Source organism: Clostridium folliculivorans, assembly GCF_024341905.1.
Taxonomy (GTDB): Bacteria; Bacillota; Clostridia; order Clostridiales; family Clostridiaceae; genus Clostridium_AR; species Clostridium_AR folliculivorans.
Genome location: NZ_BQXY01000003.1, coordinates 587,118 through 605,050 on the forward strand (window position 1 = coordinate 587,118; position 17,933 = coordinate 605,050).

Annotated in this window: 12 protein-coding genes; 4 read left to right on the forward strand and 8 right to left on the reverse strand. The window is 31.8% G+C overall.

The features are described from left to right. The first annotated feature begins 57 nt into the window (after positions 1-57). Positions 58-969 (forward strand): LysR family transcriptional regulator, encoded by a 912-nt coding sequence (locus tag OCU55_RS12885; protein WP_261852717.1) that lies wholly within the window; start codon positions 58-60, stop codon positions 967-969. 386 nt (positions 970-1,355) lie between these two features. Here OCU55_RS12885 and aroD read toward each other — a convergent pair whose 3' ends face one another. The 4 genes from aroD to OCU55_RS12905 form a co-directional block, all read right to left on the reverse strand. Continuing rightward, positions 1,356-2,120 (reverse strand): type I 3-dehydroquinate dehydratase, encoded by a 765-nt coding sequence (gene aroD / locus OCU55_RS12890; RefSeq protein WP_261852718.1) that lies wholly within the window; start codon positions 2,118-2,120, stop codon positions 1,356-1,358. Positions 2,121-2,134: 14 nt separating this feature from the next. After that, entirely contained in the window at positions 2,135-3,382 is a 1,248-nt protein-coding gene (locus OCU55_RS12895) for an MFS transporter (RefSeq protein WP_345795593.1), read from the reverse strand. Between the two features lie 57 nt (positions 3,383-3,439). After that, the gene (locus tag OCU55_RS12900; protein WP_261852719.1) at positions 3,440-4,312 is read right to left on the reverse strand and encodes a shikimate dehydrogenase; all 873 of its coding nucleotides are present in this window, start codon (positions 4,310-4,312) and stop codon (positions 3,440-3,442) included. Positions 4,313-4,866: 554 nt separating this feature from the next. Continuing rightward, positions 4,867-5,361, reverse strand: a complete 495-nt coding sequence (locus OCU55_RS12905; RefSeq protein WP_261852720.1) for a hypothetical protein — start codon at positions 5,359-5,361, stop codon at positions 4,867-4,869. 209 nt (positions 5,362-5,570) lie between these two features. On the opposite strand from OCU55_RS12905, the gene OCU55_RS12910 reads away from it, so the two are divergent. Beyond that, a complete protein-coding gene (locus OCU55_RS12910) occupies positions 5,571-7,589 on the forward strand; it encodes a Na+/H+ antiporter (protein WP_261852721.1) in 2,019 nt (672 codons plus the stop codon). 168 nt (positions 7,590-7,757) lie between these two features. Here the strand turns inward: OCU55_RS12910 and gltA are convergent, their stop codons facing one another. From gltA to OCU55_RS12925, 3 genes are all read right to left on the reverse strand, one after another. Continuing rightward, the gene (gltA, locus tag OCU55_RS12915; protein ID WP_261852722.1) at positions 7,758-9,140 is read right to left on the reverse strand and encodes an NADPH-dependent glutamate synthase; all 1,383 of its coding nucleotides are present in this window, start codon (positions 9,138-9,140) and stop codon (positions 7,758-7,760) included. Further along, entirely contained in the window at positions 9,133-10,026 is an 894-nt protein-coding gene (locus tag OCU55_RS12920) for a sulfide/dihydroorotate dehydrogenase-like FAD/NAD-binding protein (protein ID WP_261852723.1), read from the reverse strand. Before OCU55_RS12920 ends, gltA begins: the two co-directional genes overlap by 8 nt. A gap of 167 nt (positions 10,027-10,193) precedes the next feature. After that, positions 10,194-11,216: an AI-2E family transporter gene (locus OCU55_RS12925; RefSeq protein WP_261852724.1), complete on the reverse strand. Its 1,023-nt coding sequence runs from the start codon at positions 11,214-11,216 to the stop codon at positions 10,194-10,196. Positions 11,217-11,489: 273 nt separating this feature from the next. Between OCU55_RS12925 and OCU55_RS12930 the strand changes: the two genes are divergently transcribed. Further along, complete coding sequence (locus tag OCU55_RS12930; RefSeq protein ID WP_261852725.1) at positions 11,490-12,560, forward strand: NAD(P)H-dependent flavin oxidoreductase; 1,071 nt, start codon at positions 11,490-11,492, stop codon at positions 12,558-12,560. A gap of 292 nt (positions 12,561-12,852) precedes the next feature. Continuing rightward, positions 12,853-14,442 carry an ABC-F family ATP-binding cassette domain-containing protein gene (locus OCU55_RS12935; RefSeq protein WP_261852726.1) on the forward strand — a complete coding sequence of 530 codons (1,590 nt, stop codon included), beginning with the start codon at positions 12,853-12,855 and terminating at the stop codon, positions 14,440-14,442. A 41-nt stretch (positions 14,443-14,483) separates the two neighbouring features. On the opposite strand, the gene OCU55_RS12940 is transcribed toward OCU55_RS12935, so the two are convergent. Then, on the reverse strand, positions 14,484-17,714 hold the full coding sequence (locus OCU55_RS12940) for a DEAD/DEAH box helicase (RefSeq protein ID WP_261852727.1): 3,231 nt from the start codon (positions 17,712-17,714) through the stop codon (positions 14,484-14,486). Positions 17,715-17,933 lie beyond the last annotated feature (219 nt).

The window sequence follows — 17,933 nt, forward strand, 5'->3', positions numbered from 1 at the left end:
TATTTTTTATGAGTTGTTCTATAATAATTTATATCAGATTTTAAGGAGTGATCCCCATTGAATTTAAAGCAACTTGAGTATTTTAGAGTATTAGCAGGTATGGAGCATGTTACTTTAGCAGCCGAAAAACTCTCGATAACACAGCCCAATTTAACTTATGCTATATCCGAACTAGAAAAAGAACTAGGGGTGTTTCTGTTTGAAAAACAAGGAAGAAATATCAAACTTACAAAGTATGGTCGTTTTTTTCTTAACTATGTGACTAATTCTCTTAATGAATTAGAAAAGGGAGAAAAAGAGTTAAAAAGACTTGTGAATCCAACTCACGGTACTATAGATTTGGCTTTTATATATACCTTAGGACCTCATTTTGTGCCAAACATGATTAAAACATTTTTTAGTGAAGAAGCAAACAAAAATATAACTTTTAATTTTAGCCAAGGTAACACTAAAAACATTATCCAGGGTTTGAAGGAAGAAAAGTTTGATTTGGCTTTTTGTTCGTATGTAGAGAATGAGCCTAACATTAATTTCATTCCTGTCACAGAACAAGAGTTAGTTCTTATAGTTTCGAAGGATCATCCTCTTGCTTCGTTTGATAGTATAGATTTAAAAGATACAAAGCCTTATCCTTTTGTATACTACAACAAACTAAGTGGCCTTAGACCTATAATTGATGATCTTTTCGCAAAGGTAGACTTTTCTCCTAATATTATTTGTGAGGTAGAAGAAGATAGTGCTGCTGGTGGCCTTGTTTCAATCAACTACGGTATTGCAGTGGTACCAAATGCATGGGTAATAAAGCAATTTGATGTGAAAACTCTTAAGATAGTAAACCCTCCCCATAAAAGATTTATCTACCTTGCATATATGAAAAATAAATACTTAAGCCCTACAGTTCACTTATTTAAGGATTTTGTTATGAATGGACGCGAAGATCACTTCAAAAATAGTGATTTGTTTATTTAATACTGTAATACTGTGTTGAAATTAATTGGTTATTCATCCGATGCTTTAATGAGCTTACGCAAAGAATTAATATGATTTTGTCATATTCCGTGGCTAAAACTGTAAACTCACTACGTTCGAACAGTACAGTTTTTTAACGCCACTACATATGAAAAAATCATTTAATTTTAATAGCTCGCTCATATAGTATCTCCTGCATAACCAATTAATTTCAACAATACTCTTGAACATAGTCAAATAAATGATATTTTAGTTGTATATTAAGATTTATAGATACGCAAATAAGGTTATGAACCGTTAGAAGTTCATAACCTTATATTTATTATTCAGATTTACTTTGCTCAATATTTTGCTTAAATCAAAGCATTTCTGCTGTAGGTGCTATATTACTTTAAGCTTTTATGTAGTAACTGTAATACTCCATATAAATCTTCTACACCAATTTGTCCAGGTGCTGAGGCCTTCTTAGCAGCTCCAAAAGTTAAAGCAGATCCGAAAACTTCTCCAGTTAATCTACTTATAACACCAGTTCCAGCCATAGACATTGTGATTATCGGTCTATCAGCGTATTTTTCTGACATTATTACTGTAGCTTCAAGTAATTCTAATACATCTAGCTTTGATTTTGGCATAACGGCAATCTTAGGAATATCAGCTCCTAAATCCTGCATCTTCCTTAAACGATAGATTATATCGTCCTTTGATGGAGTTTTCCCAAAATCATGATTTGATGCAACAACCTTAACTTCTGAAGCATGTGCACTCTCAATTATATCTTTAACCACTTCATCGCCTGTAAAAGCTTCAACATCTACTAGGTCAACTAAACCTGTAGCAGCAACTGCCTTATTTAATTCTGCATATGTTCTTGCATCAATTACCTTTTCTCCACCCTCTTTAGATGTACGGAAAGTAAATAGGAGAGGTATATTATTTAAAGCAGGAACTAAATCCTTTAAGACATCCTTAACTTTTTCAATATCAAAAACATCTTCAAACCAATCAACACGCCATTCTACTACATCTACATGTATATCCTTAAAACTTAATGCTTCTGCTATTATATCTTCCTTAGTTTTCGCTACTATAGGCACGCATATCTTTGGAATGCCGTCACCTAATACTATATTCTTAATCTTAACTGTATTCATAGTTACCTCCTTGATTATGCTCTAGCACTCTTTTCTTCAACCGAAACTTTTCCATAACTCATATTAACATATATTGCAAGTAATACTCCAATAAATGTTATTCCTATATTTAATAATAAAACATATTTAGGTCCGTTTACTCCGAAAGATTTAGTTAGTGCTCCAGCTACTGATAACACTGCATAGTTTGCTGCACTTGATGCTATCATTATAATACTTGTAATTATTCCTTTAATCTTAGGAAACATATCATTAATAGTAGAAACCGCTAACTGTAATACACCGCCTGCAGCTGAGAAACCAATTACAAATCCACCTATTAAAGTGATTTGTGGTGTTTTTACAACATAAACAATTATTAACATGATCATTGCAATCAATGGATATACAACTAATACTCTAACAGGCTTTATAGTTTGTTTTACAAGTACTGCAGTAAGAATAACTGCAACTATCGTACCTATAGAATAGTATGATTGAATAACACTTGGATTCTTAAGACCTGTTGATTTTGCAAATTCTTGTATACAGTTTAACCAAAGTTGGAAAGTTGAAGTACATGTAAATCCAATTAATATAAGTGCAATACTTGTTGGCGTAAACTTTACTGATTTTATCTTTTGGAATAACGATTCTTGCTTAGCTTGTCCATTACTATCTGAACTTGATTTAGGCATTGGCATAACTGAAACTAAAATTGCTATAACTACAAACAATGCAGACATCACGAAGAATAATGTTTTATATGACATATGGTTTGCCGCTACATATCCTATCATCATTGGAAGACCTAGTTGTCCAATTGATATAAATAATTTTGTTAGAATACTTGCAAGTCCAGTAGATTCAACTAGTATTTCCATACATGCAGGTATAACTCCTGTATCTAGGAATGAGTTTGCAATACCACCAACTAAAGCACAAAGATATGCTACTGATGCATTTGGTGACAATGCTATACCAACTAGATATATAATATAAGATGAAATCCCTATAAGTGCTGAGAATCTACGACCTATTTTATCTGAAAGCGGTCCAGCAAAAGGAAGTGCTACTAAACGTCCAAGACCAAGTGCTGCTATAACCATTACAACAGAACTAACATCATAAGTACCATTTGCAAGTAATTTCGCTCCCCATTGCGCTGCAAATTGTTGCTTATATTGAGCTAAAATTGAAACCCCAATCCCGTGTATAAAGTAGTTTAAATAAAGTACGAATGCCGTTAAATAGTACTTTTTATAGTTGATTTTTTGTTCCATTATTTTTGTCCCCTTAATCTAATATTCTATTGAACTTTAATCTTTAGTATTTTATTTCTAGTATCTTATTTCTAATGTTTCCTTCATGTATTCAATTGGCATAGACTTTCCAGTCCACATTTCAAAAGCAGCAGCTCCTTGGAATAACATCATGCCAAGTCCGTTCATTGTCTTGCATCCAACTTCTTTTGCCATTTTAAGCATTGCTGTTTCAGCTGGAGAATAAACTATATCTACTACTATAAGCTCTGGACGGAAATAAGATTTATCAGGTATATAAGTCTTTCCTTCTAAAGGCTTCATTCCCATTCCTGTTGCATTTGTAAATAGATAACTGCTTTCTATTTCTTTCTTTAACGTATCTAAATCAGATAGATCGTATAATGTAGCTTTACAGTTTGTTTTTTCATTAATATTTCTTACAGTTTGCTCAGCTCTTTCCCAGAAACTATCTTTAATATTAAAAATTGATAATTCAGCAACACCATCTAAAGCTGCTTGTATTTCTATTGCAGTTGCAGCACCACCTGCTCCAACAATCGTCATCTTCTTTCCTATTACGTCTATACCAGCATCTTTTAAAGCAGCCATATAACCCATTCCATCTGTGATATGTCCTGTTAAAACACCGTCATCATTTACAATAGTATTTACAGCTCCACAAAGCTCAGCTGCTGGTGACAATTTGTCTAGATACTTATGAACTACTGTCTTATTAGGCATTGAAACATTACTTCCTCTTACCTTCATTGCTCTAAAACCTTTTATAGTATCTTCTAATGTACTATTATCAACTTCAAACGCTAAATAAGCATAATCTAATCCTAACTTTGCAAATGCCTCGTTATGCATTCTTGGTGAACTTGAATGTCTGATAGGGTATGCAATTAATCCAATAAGTTCAGTATGTCCTGTTATACGTTCTGCCATAATAAATCTCTCCTTCAAATTAGGTATATAATATTCATATTTCCAAATTAAAGATTGTCAAGTTAATCACTTAACAATCTGACATCTTTATTATAAAGGTGCTCTTTATATTAATCCAATTAATTTTTTAACCATAATTCATAAGTATTATTTATGAATTGTAATATAAATAATATTCTTGTTTATTACCTAAAGCATTACGTTATCTAGCTTATGTAAGCTATCATGAGACAAACTCTCTTATAATTGTTCAATATAACTTGTATCGATTTCAACTAAAATATCTCATCCTGCAGTATCAATATGTAAAATTGAACCAATTTAAAAATCAAGTTAATCCTCTACTGATTATGTGAGTTTTCGTTATATAATTAACATACCGGCAATTCAACCTAATCCCATATATTAATGTTTCACTTATATTGCACTTTAATACTGTTTAAAGATGAACTACTTCGATCCTAAATCTATTGTTAAAACTCTCATGGGTTCTGGTGAGAGAATTTAACAATATAAATTCTATTATGAAGTGGTTCATCTATATAATGTTTATGCTAAGCAACACCAAGTAGCTTACTTTCTACAACCTTCCACTGTCCGTCAATAATCTTTAAGATAATCCTAAACTCACTTGCTCCAACAGGGCTCACCCAGTTATATCCTTTTACAACAGTTCCTCCATCACCATCTGGTTCGATGCTAGTGAACATTAGCAAGTTTCCATCTATCTTAAGAGATCCCATATTATTCGCTAAGCCAATTTGTTGAAGCTTAAACAAGGAAGCATTCAATACTGTTTTATTATATTTTTTATTAAAGTATTGAATTGCTTTTTCTCTTTCTTCATAAGTTGTATCAGTAAAGTACAGTGATTCCATATCTAAAACTAAGTATTTTCCTCTACTTAATACTTTATCTCCTTTATACATCTCATCATAAGCCAAAATAAATGCATCTATTATTCTTGGTTGTTTATAGTTAGATATCCTGCTAGTAGACATATTAAAAACAATACTTAATGCTGAAATAAATGATACTACTCTCTCCATATTTCTTCCTCCATACTTTGCTCGTTTTTTAATAGACATCTATATCATTCAAATTAATTAAAATTAAATTTATTATCTTTTTCGATGATAAAAACTATACAGTAAATAAAAAAATTAACCTAATAAATATGTTAGATTAATATCCTTTAAATTAAAGGATAAAATAATAGAATTGATTAGACATTTATATGAAGAAAGTGAGAATACATATGGAAATCTTTATTGTTGTGTTAATTTTGCTTTTAAGCATTGTAATATCAAATATTTTGAGTAGACTTATTCCATTTGTACCAGTACCTCTTATACAAATTACTTTCGGAATAATATTAGGAGTGTTACCTACTGGCATACATATGCCTCTAGAACCAGAATTATTTATGGTATTATTCATAGCACCTTTGCTGTATAATGACGGAAAAATGACTTCTAGGGAAGAGCTTTGGAAGATAAAAAGTCCCGTATTTTTAATGTCCTTTGGCTTAGTTTTAGCAACAGTACTTATAGTTGGTTATATAATTCACTTTATGATACCGGATATTCCCTTATCAGCTTCTTTCGCTTTAGCCGCTATTTTATCACCAACTGATGCCGTAGCAGTAAGCTCATTGTCTGAAAGAATTCATCTACCTGAGAAAATAATGACACTGCTAGAAGGCGAAGCTCTTACTAATGACGCCTCTGGATTAGTTGCCTTCAAATTTGCTATCGCAGCTACAGTTACTGGAGTATTTTCCTTTGCTAATGCTGCTTTGAGTTTCTTTGTAATAGCAGTTGGTGGATTTCTAGTAGGAGCAGTTCTGGCCTTAATAATTGCAAGACTTACAGCATTTATAAGAAGACTGGGGCTTGAGGATGCAACCTTCCACGTGCTAATGCAAATTATATCTCCTTTTGTAATATATTTAGTTTCAGAAGAACTTGGATTGTCTGGTATTCTTGCTGTAGTTTCTGGAGGAATCGTTTATTCTTTGCAATCCGATTATTCCGAGCCAATTATTTCAAAATTAAAATTTGTATCTCGTAGTACTTGGTCAGTACTTATATTTATAATTAACGGCCTTGTATTTTTAATTCTTGGTCTACAGATTCCTGATGTAATGTCAGTAATTTTTAGAGATGATACCATAAGTAATTTTAAAGTACTTATGTATATAGTTGTTATTTCAATAGTTTTAATATTGTTAAGATTTATATGGGTTTATAGCTTATGGAACGAGAAATGGAGCGTAAATGAAAGCATAGAAGAAAATCCAAATAGGTTTTTAAATTCGCTTTTAACATCTCTAGCTGGAGTACGTGGAGCTATAACTCTTGCTGGTGCCTTCTCTATTCCATTTTATTTAGAGAATGGACAATATTTTCCTCAGCGTGATATCATTATATTTATATCAGCTGGAGTAATACTATTAACTATATTCATAGCTAGTTTTGTTTTACCACTACTAGTAAAAAATAAAAATATCGAAGCTGATAAAAACTCATCAAAGTTAAATCAACAGGCTCTTAAAAGTGTTATGAATGCGGCCATTAGACTAATTAATGATGAAACAAATCAAGAAAATAAGCTCGCAGCCTCTTCACTAATAAATGTATGTGAAAAAATAAAAAATGATAATCCTATAGATAAGGAAGATATAAAGCTTACTATAGAGGATAGAAAAATAGAAAAGGATATTTTTCTATTAGGTATAAGGGCTGAACGAAAAGAGGTTAGAAGGTTATTGTCTGACAACAAGATTCCTCCTGCTACCTATGAAAAAATCGACAACTCACTAACTAAAGTAGAAAACTGTTTGTCTAAACCACCAATCATAGAAACTTTAAATAGGATGGACTCAATAAAAAACTTTATTTCTAAGTTTTTGAAAAAGCAGCTTAATGTTAATCCAATCAACATTAAGGACATAAAGAAGATTAAAGTATTAACTTCAAAAGCAGCAATCTATGCTATTAAGGAGCAAATCAATGATACAAATAAAAAAGCTTCTCTAGCTGTTATTGATCACTATAACGACATCATAAGAAGACTAACTACTTTCACTATCGGTGAAGATATTAATAATGTTAATAAGCAAAGAAGCAAACTTCATCTAAAGGCTTTACAAGCAGAAAGAGACCAAGTGCAATCACTACTACAAAACAATGAGATAAATCGCGAAACTGCGCTGAAACTAAGAAATTTTATAAACTATATGGAAGCTACTGCAATAGAGGAGCAAAGCTTTTAAGTTATGTGTAGTTATTTGCTGTATAACTAAAAAGTTTCTAATCTATTGAAATATCTAGGTTTAGCTAACTTTAAAGTTTTATATCTTCTTATACAGTAAAAAGTACCAATCAAAGGTCATTATCCTCAACCTTTGATTGGTACTTTAATTTATCACTTTATTAACTCTCTATTTTTGTAAGTCTTCGATTATAGCCTTGGCTGCTTTTCTACCCGCACCCATTGCTTTTATTACTGTTGCAGGACCTGTTACAACATCTCCACCGGCATATACAAATTGTCTTGAGGTTCTTCCTGTCTCTTCATCTATAACAACTAGATTCCATCTATTAGTTTCTAATCCTTTAGTTGTATCACCGATTAATGAACCTGCTTTAGTTCCTATTGCCATTATAACCATATCTGCATCTAAGATAAACTCTGAACCTTCCACTGGAACAGGACTTCTTCTTCCAGATTGATCTGGTTCTCCTAGTTCCATCTTTATGCATCTTAATCCATTTACCCACTTATTTTCATCTGCTACTATTTCAGTTGGGTTTGTCAAAAGGTGAAAATGAACGCCTTCTTCTTTTGCATACTCTATCTCTTCTTTTCTAGCTGGAAGCTCTGCCTCAGATCTTCTATAAACCATATGTGCCTCTGCACCAACTCTAAGAAGAGTTCTTACAGCATCCATGGCAACATTCCCTCCACCAACTACTACTACTTTTTTACCTACTATAAGTGGTGTCTTATAATCTTCTTTATAATCTCTCATAAGATTATTCTTTGTTAAGAATTCATTAGCTGAAACCACTCCATTGAAGGCTTCCCCTGGAATCCCCATAAAGCTTGGCATTGCTGCTCCAGTTCCTATAAATACAGCTTCAAAACCTTCTTCTTCTAGCAGCTCGTCAATAGTTATCGTCCTACCGATCATAACATTTTTTTCAAACTTAACACCAAGTTTTTTAAGCTTTTCAATTTCATTATTTACAACTGTTTCCTTAGGAAGTATAAACTCAGGAATCCCCCATGCTAATACTCCTCCAAATTCATGAAGAGCTTCAAATATTGTTACTTGATAGCCCGCCTTTGCTAAGTCACCAGCACAAGCAAGTCCTGCTGGACCACTTCCAACTACTGCAACCTTTTTGTCTAGTATTACTTCAGGCTTTTCAAACTCTATTCCATTTCTTATGCTCCAGTCTCCAACGAATCTTTCTAGTCTACCTATAGCTATAGGCTCACCTTTGATTCCCATCACACATCCACCTTCACATTGAAGCTCGTGTGGGCACACCCTACCACAAACTGATGGAAGTGAGTTTGCTGTTGCTATTATATCTGCTGCTTCTTTAAAATTTCTTTCTTTTATGGACTTGATAAAGCTTGGGATCTTATTGTTAACAGGACATTTAGCTACACACTTAGGAACCTTACATTGAAGGCATCTTTCTGCTTCACTTACAGCTTCATCTTCATCATAGCCTAAATTGACTTCATTAAAATTAGCTACTCTTATTTTTACTTCCTGCTCTCTTACTGGAACTCTTTCTAATTTAATCATTATTACTCACCTCAAATGCAGTCTCTTCTTGAATTTTATGTTCTTTACCATACAATTCTCTAAACTCTGTTTTAGCTTCATAAGATTTATAGATATTCTGTCTACTTCTTACCTCTTCAAAATTGATTTTATGACCATCAAATTCAGGTCCATCCTGACAAGCAAACAGAACCTTTCCACCAACTGTCACTCTACAAGCTCCGCACATACCAGTACCATCTAACATTAAAGTTGTCAAACTTACTATAGTTTCAATTTCTTTACTCTTTGTTAGATTACAAATAGCTTCCATCATATCTATAGACCCCATTGTAATAACCAGATCATATTTATCTTCTTCTAGTATTTTATTTGCCACGTCTATTGTAGTACCTTTTATCCCTACTGATCCATCTATAGTTGATATTATGATATCTTTTGTTGTTTCTTCCAACTTATCTATGTATACTAAACTACTTCTATCCTTGAAGTTTAGCACTATTTTAAATCCAATTCCTAAATCATTAAGATACTTAGCTTCAGTGTACATTCTTGTAGCTGCTGAATCTTCCGCAATAAACAATATTTTTTTATCTTTTAAAACTTGTCTATCTCCATTTACTAAGCGAGACGGTTGTCCATAAGGACCTGCAAAATCAACAAGTTTATCTCCTGATTTTAGTAAAGCTAAATCCTTAGTTGAATCCCCTACTAATCTAAATACTATTGTTATAACTCCATTTTCCTTATCAATACCACATATTGAAAAAGGAAGTCTTTCTCCTTTTTCATCTATTCTTAGCATTACAAATTGACCTGCCCTCGCTGATTTAGCCACTCTTGGAGCACTAACCTGCATTGCAAACAAATTGTTACATAAATTTTCTATACTTACTATGTTATACATATATTTCTCCCCTTATTTGTCTTATTAATAGACAATTTTATATTTTTGACTTATATTCTTAAAGACTCTGCTCAAAATTCAGCAGAGTTTTAAAAACACTATTAGATTTAAAATTATCCATCCTTAATAACTATATTTCCTTAATCAATAAGCTAACCTATACTTCGTCATTTTGAATTATATTTGTCGTCAATATCAATTAGGTCAAGTATAAATATAAACACCGGTATTCCTATTATAAGTCCCCAAACACCAAAAAAATGTTCAGAAATGATAAGTATTATAAAGGTATAAAAAACCGGAAGTTCTGTCTTTGATGACATTAGCTTTGGATTTAATACATATCCCTCCAAAGCATGAAGTATTGCTATTATGATAAATACATAAATAACCTTAGTTGGTCCACCTGATGCATATGCAGTAAGTGACAGAGGAACTAAGGATATGAACACTCCTGCAACAGGTATAAGACCTAAAACGAATATCATTATTCCAAGTCCTAATACATCTGGAATTCCTATAAAACTTAAAGCAATGATAGATAATCCTCCGTTTATTATTGCAATTAGTATCTGTACTTCTATTACTTTTCCAAAAGATCTAATAAACTTTTGACAAAAATATTCTAGCTCTATATAAAAACTCGAAAGTTTGCTGTACTTAAATTTCCTTGTGAATTGTATTATTTTATTTTGCTCCAATAAGAAAAATAAACTTAGTATTAGTGAAACAAATATATTAAATCCCCATTTACTTATATCTGCAACATATCTTATTAAGGCATCCCCCCATTGATTAACGGAACCGCCTATTTCAAATTTCTTTGTATGTTCAATTATAGAATCTAATACTACATTATCATGTGGCGCCATATAAAAGGCAACTGCCTGCTTTACAATCTGCACTACCTGATAAATTATTATCGGCAAATATCTGCTAATACCAAATACAACAACCGCTATTAGCAATATGTATAATACAGCTATGGTTATTCTTCTATCTACCTTAACAAACTTACTAATTCTTCTGTTTATAGAACTTTGCATTCTATACATAAGGTAAGCTAATATAAAGGTAATAAGAAATATGTTTGCAAATTCTCTTAAGAAATATGCTATTACAGATATCACAGCTAAAATAGCTATCCTTTTAAATCCTCTGTTCTTAAAAAATTCCAAAATAGTTTCCATTAAGACTCTCCCCAGAATTATTTCTTGCTAAATTTTATAGTTTAATTTTATTTTCTTACAAAAAATCTTATATGGCAAGTTTTATTCCTTAATAATTTATTAATTTAAGCTTAATTTTACAATTTATCGTGAATGATTTTTAATTTAGATAAGTAATCTTCGAATTGGTGTGCTAATCAATAGTTGACATTAATCTCTACATACATTACTATACTATAATATAAATACTTTGACTATCAAAATATTTTTTTTATTCGAGAGAGGGATATTTTTATGAAACTAAAACCACTGAGAATTGGTGATTTAATTGCAAAGGTTCCAATAATACAGGGCGGAATGGGTGTCGGAGTTTCTTTATCAAACTTAGCATCTGCTGTAGCATCTTGCGGAGGTATTGGAATAATATCAGCTGCTCAAATAGGTTTTAAAGAACCTGATTTTGAGAAATCTCCACTAGAGGCAAATTTAAGAGCATTAAAAAATCATATTAAAACCGCTTTAAGTAAGGCTAAAGATGGAATTATAGGTGTAAATATAATGTGTGCTTCAAATAATTACGATGAAATCGTAAAGACATCAATTGAAGCTGGAGCACAAATAATAATTTCCGGTGCAGGTCTACCTACACATCTTCCTGAACTTTGTAAAGGTTCTAATGTTAAAATAGCACCAATTATTTCTTCTGACAAAGCTGCTAATGTAATAATGAAGCTTTGGGATAGAAACTATAAGGTAGCTCCGGATGCTGTAGTTTATGAAGGTCCTGCAGCTGGAGGTCATCTAGGTTTTAAACTTGATGATTTAAATAACCCCGACTACTCAGTTGAGGATGAATTAACTAAGATATTAAATGTTATTAAGATATATGAAGAAAAGTATAACAAATCTATACCTCTTATCGCTGCTGGTGGTATATATACTGGTACAGATATTGCAAAAATATTAGCTTTAGGCGTTAGCGGCGTGCAGATGGCAACAAGATTTGTAGCTACAGAAGAATGTGATGCACATATAAACTTTAAGATGGCTTATGTAAACTCTACTCTAGAGGATATATCAATAGTTAAAAGTCCAGTGGGAATGCCTGGTCGTGCTATCACAAATCCTTTTGTTGCAAAAACAAAGGAAGGTAATATAAAGGTTACTAAATGTTATAAGTGTATAACAAAATGCAACCCTGCTACTACCCCATATTGTATAACAAAAGCTCTTATCAATGCAGTTGAAGGTAATTTAGAGGATGCTTTGATATTCTGTGGAAGCAATGCTCATAGAATAGATAAAATTGTATCCGTTAGGGAATTAATGGATGAACTTGTTACTGAAGCTGAAAGTTATGCTTAAATTTAGACCTATATAGCTATCTCAATATGAGATAGCTTACTTTTTTTCCAAAGTAATATATATACTAAACCTATATTTTTATGATATAATCTTGAATTGTGTGATAAATATTTATATCACCTATTTTACATAAAATATTTTATTTTTTAGCGATAAGTAAGTAATTTCAGTTTGCAAAACTACTAGAGATTACTTAACTTTAAATGTTGTAATAACAGGCACTACTTATATTATTAATAAGATGCTTTTAAATGTTATAAAAATTGGTCATTAAACAGAAAGGAAAGTGTAAATGATAAACGTTGTTAATGTAGGCTTAAGATATGGCGGCCGTAAACTATTTGAGGATGTAACTTTAAAGTTTACTCCTGGAAACTGTTATGGTGTTATAGGAGCAAATGGTGCTGGTAAATCAACATTCCTTAAAATTTTATCAGGAGAAGTTGAACCAAATACTGGAGAAGTTATAGTTGCACCAAACGTGAGAGTTTCTGTGTTAAAACAGGATCACTATCAATTTGATGATTCACAAGTTTTAGAAACTGTAATCAGAGGTAATGAAAGACTTTATGAAATAATGAAGGAGAAAGATGCTCTTTATGCTAAAGAAGACTTTAGTGATGAAGATGGTATCAAAGCTTCAGAACTTGAAGGTGAATTTGCTGACATGAATGGTTGGGAAGCAGAATCAGAAGCTTCTTCTTTACTTCAAGGTTTAGGAATTGGAACTGATCTTCATTATAGAAATGTTGGAGAACTAACTAGTGGAGACAAGATAAAGGTTTTACTTGCTCAAGCTTTATTTGGTAAGCCTGGCGTACTAATACTTGACGAACCTACAAACCATCTTGATATAAAATCAATTAACTGGCTTGAAAACTTCTTAGCTGATTTTGAAGGTACAGTAATAGTAGTATCCCATGATAGACATTTCTTAAACATGGTATGTACTAATATCTGTGATGTTGACTTTGGAAAGATTAAGCTTTATGTTGGTAACTATGATTTCTGGTATGAATCAAGCCAATTAGCTCTTGCAATGTCAAAGGATCAAAACAAGAAGAAGGAAGAAAAGATTAAAGATCTTCAAAACTTTATCGCGAGATTTAGTGCTAATGCTTCAAAATCTAAACAAGCTACTTCAAGAAAGAAGCTTTTAGATAAGATAACATTAGATGATATTCAACCATCAAGCAGAAGATATCCATTTGTTGGCTTCAAACCTGAAAGAGAAGTTGGAAATGATGTTCTTACAGTAGATGGAATCACTAAGACTATCGATGGTGTTAAAGTCCTTGATAACGTAAGCTTCATGGTTGGAAGAGAAGATAAGATAGCTTTCGTTGGAGATGAAATAGCTGTAACTACTTTATTTAAGATTCTTACTGGCGAAATGGAACCAGATAGTGGTAGCTACAAATGGGGTATAACTACTTCTCAATCATATTTCCCTAAGGATAACACTGAGTACTTCAATAACTGCAACCTTAGTTTAGTTGATTGGTTAAGACAATACTCAGATGAAAAATCCGAGAGTTACTTAAGAGGTTTCTTAGGTAGAATGCTTTTCTCTGGAGAAGAAGCTTTAAAAGAAGCTAGTGTACTTTCCGGAGGAGAAAAGGTTCGTTGTATGTTATCTAGAATGATGCTTAGCTCAGCTAATGTATTAATTCTTGATCAACCAACAAACCATTTAGATCTTGAATCAATAACAGCTGTAAATAATGGTCTTATAGACTTTAAGAGCGTACTTCTATTTGCTTGTCATGACCATCAATTCGTTCAAACTATTGCAAACAGAGTTATTGAATTAACTTCTGAAACAGTTGTTGATAGAAAATCTACATACGATGAATATCTAGAATTCAAAGGTATGAACTAATAATTAAAAGCTGTAGTCTTAATTGACTACAGCTTTATTATTTAAAATTCTGTTTCATTGAAAAGTTCTTTTATATCATCAATGTTCATAGTACTTATCACCGATGATGCTATAGCCTCTTCTTCCATAACATTATTGATTATATCCTTTTTCTTTTCTTGAAGCTTATATATCTTTTCTTCTATAGTTCCTTTAGCTATAAGCTTTATTACCTCAACGCTATTTTCTTGCCCTATTCTATGAGCTCTATCTGTGGCTTGATCCTCCACCGCTGGATTCCACCAAGGGTCAAAGTGAATAACCACATCAGCTGAAGTAAGATTAAGCCCTGATCCCCCTGCCTTTAAAGAAATCAAAAATACAGAGCTGTTACCGCTATTAAAAGAATTTACTAATTGTAGTCTTTCTTCTGACCTTACAGACCCATCTAAGTACATATAAGATATTCCAGTTTCCTGAAGCTGTTTTCCTATATTCTTAAGTGCCGATGTAAACTGAGAAAATAATAAAATCCTATGACCTTCTTGGATACAACTTTCTATAAGTTCATAAAGGGTATCAAGCTTACTGCTTCCCCCTGTATAATCATTAATAAAGGTCGATGGGTCACAGCACAATTGCCTAAGTCTTGTAAGTGCCGATAATATCTGAATCTTACTCTTATTTACCCCATTTTTCTCTATATTAGATTCAATCTCGTTTTTAAATGTCCTCACATAAGTAGCATATAATTTTCTTTGCTCCTTGTTTAGTTCCACTGCTACCTTTCTCTCAATCTTAGGTGGCAATTCACTAAGCACATCCTTTTTCTTACGTCTTAAAATAAACGGAGTAACTTTAGCTAAAAGCTCACTTAATGCAGTTTTATCATCATCCTTAATTATAGGAATCTCATATTTCTTTTTAAAAGAATTTGAAGAAAAAAGAAATCCTGGCATTATAAAATCAAATATAGACCAAAGTTCCATAAGCGAATTTTCAATTGGTGTTCCTGTTAAGGCAAATCTATTTTCTGCCCTCAATTCTTTTACACTTCTTGAATTTTGAGAAACACTGTTCTTGATATTCTGAGCTTCATCAATTATAGCTATGTTAAAGGCATGTCTTTTCAACTCTTCTATATCTATTCTAACAATAGGGTATGTGGTTAATATAACATCAACATTCTTAAACTCATCTTCAAGCTTACTTCTATTAGCTTTACTGCCATAATAAATTAAAATATTTAATGAAGGAGCAAATCTCTCTAGTTCTTCTTTCCAATTGTATAAAAGAGATGTTGGGCATATCACAATGGAAGGATTAGTTTTTTGGTCCTCTTTTTCTGATAGAAGCAAGGAAATTGTTTGGAGAGTCTTACCTAAGCCCATTTCATCTGCCAATATTCCTCCGAAGCCATATTTTTTTAATGTCTTGAGCCACTTATAACCATCGATTTGGTAATTTCTCATCTGACAATTCAGTTGTTGCGGTATGCTTATTTCCTTCTTGTTTATCCCCTCAAAAGAATCAATCAATTTTGAAAAGCTGTCATCCCTCTTAACAATATCACCATTAAGATATTTATTTATTTTATCATTAAGATATAAAGCATTATATTTATCAAGATCAACTTTGTCATTTAAAAGACTGCTTTCTTTAATATTTAATGATTCCAAAACTTTGTTAAAGTTCAGTAATGTAGGGTCATCAAGCATAATAAACCCTTTGTCAGATGCTTTATAATATTTTTTACCACTTCTTAAAGCTTTGATAGTGCCAACAAGTTCTTCACTTGTTAATTCATCTATATTAAACGAAAACTCAAGCAAATCCTCATCGTTAATTCTTGTACTAGCATTCAATGTAAGTTTTTTTATAACCTTAAACTTTTTAAAAGCCTCAGAATAATATATTTCTCCAAACGCAGATAATTTTTCTAATCCGTCATTTTGAAGCTCAATTATTTTTTCTTCATCGCTTATAATAAAATTATCTTTATTCTTTATAAATCCCATTGATATTAATAGGTTTTTAACCTCTTCTTCTTTATCTATATCCCTTATAACTGATACATCTTTAGGCACGTATTTTTCTGAAACAGCATCTATTTCAACAATCTTATAGTCAAACTTGACCTTCAATCCCACATGCTTTCCTACTTTATCAAAATAGAATTTACAGGTTAGTGAAGCCCCTGACTCTTCTAATTTCTTTTTTAAAGTTTCAGGTAACTCTATATTAGAAATCGTATTTAACACCGGCAATATCTTTCCTATGAATAGCCCTTTTTCCCTATTTGGTATTAAGAGTTCGTTGTTTTCACTACCTATAAAGAATGTACAAATGGCCTTTAACTTATTTACATTTCTCTTATCACATCTATAAATCTTTTTATCATAAAACATATATTCATAGTCATTTGTTACAGGAATCGGCAAATCAATCTTAGGTTTAACCCGCATTACCACTAACTCTTCTTCAATCTTTGTTTCAAACTTCAATTCATCTGTACATATCCTGCAGTTCTCATATTTATCTGAATCAATTACTATAGTTATGCTTTTTTCCTTACAATGTTCCAGTACTCTTTTTAAACTTGAATCCACTAACTTTATATATTTCCCCTGAAACAACATATTAGGAGCTCCTTTTTCTGATGCAATTTCTCCAATTGAAAGCAAATCTTGAAGAAAACAAATTAAATTATTATCAGGAACCTCAAAATATTGCTCGTTAAGGTCTAGTATAAAGCCCTTGCCAAACTCTAAAATACAATCTTCTTTCTTAATATCTAAAAGAAATCTTTCAAGATCTCTGACCGAATATAATTTATCAGTTCCAACCTTTAAATCAAGCAAAGTAACTTCTTTATTAAGCGTTAAAATAACATCTAACTTCACTGGTTCCTTCTGCTTTTTTGCAGTAACTAAGTTATCATATAGCTTTACCATTTGTTCTACTATACTAACTTTCTTTACTTCTTTCTTAGCTAGCTTATTTAAATAATGAAGATACCCTGCTGCTATATGACTACATACCTTTCCATCTTTAAGGTAGTTTGCGCAGGTACACTTCCCCTCCATAAGCTTATTTTTAAAGTCTATTTGAAAATTCACTAAATACTGATCAAAATACTCTGATGCAACATAACATCTTATGCTTCTTGATAAATCTTCTTCTAAGTCTTGAATCTCAAAATCAAAAACATACTCTCCTGTATAATAAGTTTCCCCTTTTTTCAATATATGAGGTTTACACAACTCACTTAAGTTTCCATATCTAAAATTCAAAGAATTCACCTCCTAAAATGGATGAACAATTAAACAAATATACTATTTATAAATCATTACCTTAAAACTTTGTTTTAATCTCTCTTTATAATTATAAATAGTAATAAGGTTAGAAAGTCTAACCTTATTATTATATCATTGTTTTCACTATCTTGTTAAATGATTTTGAGACAATACAAATTAAATTTTCTACTTCCTTACAGCAAAAAATCCTACATA